Source organism: Guyparkeria halopsychrophila, from assembly GCF_044582135.1.
GTDB lineage: Bacteria > Pseudomonadota > Gammaproteobacteria > Halothiobacillales > Halothiobacillaceae > Guyparkeria.
In genome coordinates this window covers 1-7,972 of the sequence record NZ_JBDODP010000037.1, presented here as the reverse complement: position 1 = coordinate 7,972, position 7,972 = coordinate 1, and the positions used below count along the sequence as shown (strand labels likewise).

The 7,972-nt window shown below is 56.5% G+C and carries 4 protein-coding genes; all 4 read left to right on the top strand.

Features of this window, described 5'->3' with window-relative positions:
• Positions 1-281 precede the first annotated feature (281 nt).
• The gene (gene hsdR / locus ABGV18_RS11200; protein WP_396586102.1) at positions 282-3,752 is read left to right on the top strand and encodes a type I restriction-modification system endonuclease; all 3,471 of its coding nucleotides are present in this window, start codon (positions 282-284) and stop codon (positions 3,750-3,752) included.
• 26 nt (positions 3,753-3,778) lie between these two features.
• Positions 3,779-5,338: a class I SAM-dependent DNA methyltransferase gene (locus ABGV18_RS11195; RefSeq protein WP_396586101.1), complete on the top strand. Its 1,560-nt coding sequence runs from the start codon at positions 3,779-3,781 to the stop codon at positions 5,336-5,338.
• Positions 5,335-6,777, top strand: a complete 1,443-nt coding sequence (locus ABGV18_RS11190) for a restriction endonuclease subunit S (protein WP_396586100.1) — start codon at positions 5,335-5,337, stop codon at positions 6,775-6,777. Before ABGV18_RS11195 ends, ABGV18_RS11190 begins: the two co-directional genes overlap by 4 nt.
• 129 nt (positions 6,778-6,906) lie before the next feature.
• On the top strand, positions 6,907-7,972 hold a 1,066-nt coding region (locus tag ABGV18_RS11185; protein WP_396586099.1), incomplete at its 3' end, for a GmrSD restriction endonuclease domain-containing protein.

Below are 7,972 nucleotides of genomic sequence, written 5' to 3'. Positions count from 1 at the left end.
CAACTCAATTTTGTTGTTGCCGACAGAGCGCCCGCCTGGGCTGGTCTGTCGGCTGCAAAGGTCTGTTTCGCCGCCGATGGTGTCGCTCGGTAACTTTTGAGTAAGGGGCGTCGCTCAATTGCTTGAACACCTCTGTGTGAATTGCCAGCGGACCACCCTGACCTCAGTCAACCGAATCAGTTACCATCCAATGCTTTCTAAAGCCAAAGCATGTTTGGTTGAGAGTAAAGCCTAACTAAGCCTGGGTTTGAGAGTTTTTTGTGGGAGATGGATCTCGCTTTATGGGAACAACTAACTTCGAGTTCCTGAGGGAACACAGCCCCATCTTCTACCAGCTTGCAGCCACTGCTGAGCAGGCCTTCGCGGCAGACCCCAATACCACCCTCATCAAACTCCGGCAGTTGGGAGAAGCGCTGGCCCAAGAAGTCGCTGCTAATACCGGCATTGAGTTTGATGGAACGGTCTCGCAGGCTGAATTGCTTTTCCGCATCAGTCGTCAAATCCGCTTGGATCCCACCATTCGTCGGCTTTTTCACACCCTTAGGATTGAAGGAAACAAGGCTGCGCACGAATTCCAGACTAGGCACAAGGAAGCCATGGATGGACTTCGTGTCGCCAGGGAACTGGCCATCTGGTTCCACCGCGCTTTCGGGCAAGACGGTGCAACCTTCAAGCCAGGGCCCTTCGTGCCACCCAAGGATCCTGGTGAGCCGCTGCGCCACCTCTCCACTGAGATTGAACAGCTCAAGGCCGCGCTCACTGCGGCTAATCAGAAGCTTGAGACGAGCACGGAGTTGGCCGAGCTTACAGCGAAGGAAAAAGAAGAATACGCCCAGTTGGCGGATCATATGGACGCCGAGGCTCGCACGTACGAGCAGTTGGCGCTTGAGCGTGAACAAGCGCTGAAACAGGAGCGGAAAAACTTTGAGCAACGACTGCAGGCGATTCGGGAACAGCAGGAAAGCCAACCTCAGGCAGTTCAGTCGGTCAGCAAGGCAACGAGGCAGGCAAGTGCCGATGTCACGCTTAATGAAGAGCTGACCCGCATACTGGTCGACCAGCAACTCAATGAAGTGGGTTGGCTGGCTGACAGTCAGGAACTGACCTACGCGAAAGGGGCGCGGCCCGAAAAAGGGGTCAACAAGGCGATTGCGGAGTGGCCTACTATCGGTAGACAAGCTGCCGACTATGTTCTGTTTGCCGGCCTGACGCCGATTGCCGTGGTCGAAGCCAAACGCGAGAACACCAATGTCGCGGGCAAGATCACTCAGGCGGAGCGCTATGCCACTGGATTCAAACCGACCGCCGAGATGCAGCCGGCCTGGGAGGTCGAAGGCCGAACGGTTGCCTGGCCGGACAGTGGGGAAGGGCACTATCAGATCCCGTTCGTGTATTCCTGTAACGGTCGGCCGTTCGTAAAACAATTGGCTGAACAGTCCGGGACCTGGTTCCGGGACGTGCGTGCCCCTGCAAACACCAAACGACCGCTAGAGGAATTCCACAGCCCGGAGGGTTTGCTGGATCGCCTGACGCGCAGCCGATCGCTGGCTGAGCAGAAACTGCGGACGGAGGGCTTCAGTTACCTCAAGTTGCGGGACTATCAGGTCAAGGCCATCCAGGCGGTTGAGTATGCCCTGGCGCACGATCAGCGCCACTGTTTACTCGCGATGGCCACGGGGACGGGCAAGACGCGCACCATTATTGGCCTGATGTATCGGCTGCTTAAGGCGGAGCGTTTCAAGCGCATCCTGTTCCTAGTCGACCGTACGGCTCTTGGGCAGCAGGCCATTGATGCGTTCAATGATGCTCCGTTGGAGCAGAACCAGACGCTTTCCAAGATCTACAACGTCGCCGAGCTCGGCGATATGGCGACCGAGGCCGAGACACGCATCCAGGTGGCCACCGTCCAGTCGTTGGTGCGGCGCATTTTCCAGTCCGATCAGCCGCCGCTAGTCGACGAATTCGACTGCATCATCGTCGACGAGGCGCACCGGGGTTACACCCTCGACCAGGAAATGACCGAGGGTGAGCTGGCCGTTCGAGACCTGAGCCAATACCTTTCTAGTTATTGCCGTGTGCTCGACTACTTCGATGCGGTAAAGGTCGGCATGACCGCCACGCCGGCCAAGCACACCACCGACATCTTCGGGAAGCCAATTTTCACCTACTCATACCGTGAAGCCGTCGCCGATGACTGGCTGATCGATCATGAGCCGCCGATCCGGTACGAGACCCTGCTAAGCCAGAAGGGCATCCATTTCGAGAAGGGGGAGAAAGTCAGCGCGATCGATGTTCGAACCGGACAAGTGGAACTGGCGGAACTTGAAGACGAGCTTGATTTTGACATCGAATCGTTCAACCGCCGGGTAATCACCGAAGGATTCAACAAGGTCATCTGCGAACGACTGGTGCAGGAGATTGATCCTTTTGGCGACGAGAAAGTGATGATCTTCTGCGCGACGGACCTGCATGCCGACATGGTCAAACGCTTGCTGGACGAAGCCTTCAGCGACCTATACGACGAGGAATACAACGAAGCGGCTGTGCGCAAGATCACCGGCACCAGCGACAAGGTCGACCAACTGATTCGGCGCTACAAAAACGAGCGCTACCCGACCATTGCCGTCACGGTTGATCTACTGACCACCGGTATCGACGTTCCGACGATCTGCCACCTGGTATTTCTGCGCCGGGTACGTTCGCGCATCCTGTTCGAACAGATGCTGGGTCGCGCCACCCGCCGTTGTGACGAAATTGGCAAGACCGTGTTCAAGATCTATGACCCGGTCGACATCTACGCGGCGCTCGAAGAAGTGAGCAATATGAAGCCGCTGGTAAAAGACCCAAATGTCACTCTTGCGCAGTTGGCCCAGGAACTGACCGACCCCGAGAGCTTCGAGGCGCCTGGCAATCAGCCAGATACCACCCATGTCCACGATGTGCTCGATGCATTCAGTCAGAAGCTCATGCGCCTGCTGCGCCAGGCGAACAAGCAGGCCGAAACCAAGCCGGCGTTGAAGCAAAAACTCGACGAGCTGGAACAGCTCTGGGACGTTGAGCCGGCCAAGCTCCATCAGCATCTGCACCAACTGGGTCCGCAGCAAGCCAGTGAGTTCGTAAAAACGCACAGCAACCTGCTGGGACAACTGGCCGAAGTGGCCGACCTGGCGGGCACCGATCAGCGGCCGTTGATCTACGAGGGCGCAGATGAGTTCAGGGAGCGTACTCAAACCTACGGCGTCAGCGAACGCCCCGGTGACTATCTCGACAGCTTTAATGACTTCATCCGCAACCAGATCAATCAGTCCGCCGCTCTCTCCGTTGTCGTCAATCGGCCCAAGGACCTGACTCGCGACCAACTCCGCGAGATCCGCCTGCTGCTGGAGCAGAATGGCTACACCGAGGCCAAAATCCGGGCCGCCTGGCGCAACAAGACTAATCAGGAGATCGCCGCGAGCATCATCGGTTACATTCGCCAAGCGACGCTGGGTGAGGCGCTGGTACCATTCGAGCAGCGTGTGGCCCACGCCATGGACACCATCAAGACCACGCATAACTGGTCCCCGATCCAGCTCAAATGGCTCGACCGTCTCGCCAAGCAGCTTACCCACGAAGTTGTCGTCGATGACGACTTCATCAATCGTGCCTTTGCCAAGGACGGCGGTGCCAAGCGGCTCGACAAGCTCCTCGGCGACCAGCTCGACACCGTACTAGATGAGCTCGCTGATTCCCTGTGGGAGCAGGCCGGATAATTATTAGAGAGAACAACTGAACAAACATGGGTAATAACAACATCGTCCAGAAGCTCTGGGCCCAGTGCGACATCCTGAAAGATGACGGCATCAACTATTCAGACTACGTCACCGAATTGGTGTTGCTTCTATTCCTCAAGATGGAGTTCGAAAACACCGAGGCCGGCATCCTGGCTCGCCATAAATTGCCTGAAGGGTGCCGGTGGCCAGATATCCGAGATAAATCCGGCATTGTGCTGCTCAATACGTATCGGCAGATTCTCCTCGACCTTTCGCAAAGCAAGGATCGATTGATTTCTGCCATTTTCTCTGATGTGCAAACCCGCTTACGCGAACCGCGTCATCTCGAGCAACTGATCAAGAACATTGATCAGCTCGACTGGTTCAGCGCCCAGCGCGATGGGCTGGGCGACCTCTACGAAGGTCTGCTGGAAAAAAACGCCAACGAGACCAAGTCCGGTGCCGGACAGTACTTCACCCCGCGGCCATTAATTGACAGCATCATCCGCTGCATCCAGCCACAACCAGGCGAACTCGTTCAGGATCCGGCGGCCGGCACGGCCGGGTTCCTGGTGGCCGCTGATGCTTATATCAAGGGCAATACTGACGAACTCTACGACCTCGATGAAAAGAGGCAGACGTTTCAACGTGAAAAAGCATTTATCGGCATGGAATTGGTGCCCAATACCCGTCGCCTCGCGTTGATGAATTGCATGCTGCATGGTATGGAAGGGGACGATGAAGGCGTGGTCCATCTGGGGAACACGCTCGGTCTCCCAGGCGCCCAGCTTCCAAAGGCGGACGTAATCCTCACCAATCCGCCGTTCGGCACCGCCAAGGGTGGCGGTGGCCCAACGCGGGACGACTTTACTTTCAAGACCAGCAACAAGCAGCTCGCCTTCATGCAGCACATCTACCGCAGCCTCAAGCCCGGTGGTCGGGCGGCGGTGGTGGTGCCGGACAATGTGCTGTTCGAGGCCGGGGTCGGTACGGACATCCGCCGCGACTTGATGCACAAGTGCAATCTCCACACCATCCTGCGCCTGCCCACCGGCATCTTCTACGCCCAGGGCGTCAAGACCAATGTGCTGTTCTTCACCCGCGGCACCACGGCCAACCCGCAGCAGGAAGAGCACTGCACCGAAAACGTCTGGGTCTACGACCTGCGCACCAATATGCCCAGCTTCGGCAAGCGCACGCCGTTCACCGACCAGCATCTGGTGCCGTTCGAGCTGGCCTATGGCGATCGCGCCGACGGCACGACGGAACGCACCGAAGGCGATTGGCCGTGGCTGGAAGAGGAGGTCGAACGCACGGTCGAAAACGGACGCTGGAGTTGTTTCTCCAGAGATTGGATCGAGAGCCAGAAGGGCGACTCGCTGGACATCGCCTGGCTGAAGGACGAGGACAGTGTCGATGCGGCCAGCCTGCCTGAGCCGAGTGTGCTGGCAGGAGAGGCGATGGCAGAGCTGACCGAGGCGCTGCGGGAGCTGGATGGCTTGATGCAGGTGTTGGGCGCAGGCGATGAGGCCTTCGCGCAGCGGGAGTTGTTAGTTGAAGCTTTGGGCCTGGAGTCGAAAGCATGAACGCTACTTCTGGCTGGGCGTTAGCCGAACTAGGCGATATCGTAAATAATTTTGTTGGGGGCGGGACTCCCTCCAAGAGTAACCTTCAGTACTTTACTGGCTCCATTCCATTCATGACTGTAAAGGACATGAATGTTTTCCGTCCGAGCGACACCATAGATCACATAACAGAGCAGGCTGTAGGTGGAAGCTCGACGAAAATTGTCAAGGCTGGGACGCCAGTAATTGCTACAAGGATGAGCCTTGGGAAGATAGTCAGAACGGACTACGACGTAGCAATTAATCAAGACCTAAAAGCAGTATATTTGCCAGAGGTTATCAGTAAGGATTTCTTTACATACTGGTATCGAAGTATGGCGCCAGCTGTTCAGGCGCTCGGTACTGGAACCACTGTTAAAGGCGTTAATTTAAAGCAGCTTTCAAAAATTCCGTTCCCAATTATTCCCCTTGTGGAACAAAAACAAATTGCCGCCAAACTGGACGAACTGCTGGCGCAGGTGGATACCATAAAGGCTCGCCTCGACGCCATCCCCGCCATCCTCAAACGCTTCCGCCAATCTGTCCTGGCCGCCGCCGTCAGTGGGCGATTGACCGAGGGCTGGCGAGCCGAAAATCGAAGCAACGAGTCAGCCAAAGCTCTCCTGGCTCGTTTGCTAAAGGAGCGCGAGAAGAGCGCACCGGGTTCTGGTCGGCGGAAGCGCCGCTATCAAAATCCGATATTGCCCGACGTGGACATGAGACCTGCATCTTACCCCCCAGAATGGGAGACCGTCAGTGTTTCTCAGTTTGCAGAATGCCTGGATTATGCGCGAGTACCGATAAAGAAAGAAAATCGCGTTTCAGTAGAACGGATGTATCCGTATTTCGGGGCTAACGGAGAAGTCGATAGGGTTGATGACTACATTTTTGACGATGACTTGGTTCTTGTTACCGAGGATGAAACTTTCTATGGCAGGAAAAAGCCGATCGCATATCGCTTTACGGGAAGATGTTGGGTTAATAACCACGTTCATGTTCTGAGGGCCGAAACTAAGGAGTCGAACGATTTTCTCTGCTATTCGCTAATGCACTATGATGTCCGGCCCTGGCTAACCGGAACAACTGGTAGAGCCAAGTTGACCCAGGCTGCGCTAAAAGCTCTGCCGATCGGCTTACCCCCATTGGAAGAGCAAGCCGAAATTGTCCGCCGCGTGGACCAATTCTTCGACTTTGTCGATCAGATCGAAAACGGGGTCCGGGCCGCCCAGACCCGTGTCAATCAGCTAACCCAATCCATCCTCGCCAAGGCCTTCCGCGGCGAACTGACCGCCGAATGGCGCGAACAGCATCCCGAGCTGATCACGGGCGAGAACTCCGCCGAGGCCCTGCTGGCGCGGATCCGTGAAGAACGTGCCAATGCCCTGAGGACCCGGCGTGGGCGGCGCAAGGCTTCTGCGTGAGGTGCCTCGGGGCAGCGCTGCATACGCAGCATGATTCATTAACTTGATCCAACTGCGGGTCTATAGACAAGGAGGTCGGTTGTGAGCTCTCAGAAATATTCGGTCAATCAGCATTTGATCGAGACCCTGATGGCATGGGTCAAGTCCGGAGAGATTGCGATTCCCGAGATCCAGCGCCCGTTTGTCTGGGATGCGACCCAGGTGCGCGATCTGCTCGATAGCCTCTACAAGGGCTATCCCGTCGGATACATCATCGTCTGGAAGAACCCGAATGTTCGTCTCAAGGACGGCTCGGTTGCCGAGGGCAAGAAGGTGCTCATTGACGGACAGCAGCGCATCACGGCCTTGAGCGCCGCACTGGTGGGGCAGACGGTGGTCAACAAGGAATACCGCTCTGTTCGTATTCGAATCGCCTTCAACCCTCAGGAAGAGCGCTTCGAGGTCACCAACCCGGCGATCGAAAAGAACAAGGCCTGGATTCCGGACATCGTGCCGGTCATGCAGGGCGAGATCAGCCTGCTCAAGCTGATCCGCGAATATACCGCAGCGAATCCCGACATGGATGAAGACCTGCTGGAGCGGGTGTTCAGTCAGCTGACCGGTATCACGAAAAAGCAGATCGGTATGATCGAACTGGCGGCCGACCTGGATATTGAAACGGTCACGGAGATTTTTATCCGTATCAACCGGGAGGGTGTGACGCTCAGCCAGGCGGACTTTGTCATGTCGAAGATTGCTGCCAATACGGAATACGGCGGCAATGAGTTGCGCAAGGCCATCGACTACTTCTGCCACCTGGCGGTGGCGCCTGAGTTCTTTGCTCATGTGGAGGGCAATGATGAGGCGTTTGCCCGGACCGAATACTTCCAGGCGATGCGTTGGTTGCGCAATGAGAACGATGATCTATATGACCCCAGCTATAGCGACATGCTGCGGGTGGCATTCGCCTCGCAATTTGCGCGGGGCAAGCTGGCTGACCTGGTGGGGCTGCTCTCGGGTCGCAATTTCGAAACGCGTAGCTATGAGGCCTCGATCGCCGAATCGTCGTTCGCCACGTTACGCACCGGCGTGATGGAGTTTATGAAGGAGACGAATTTCAAACGTTTCCTGATGATCATCAAATCGGCCGGGTTCGTGGACAGCTCGCTGCTGCGTAACCGTCAGGCGCCGCTGAATTTCGCCTATGCCCTGTACT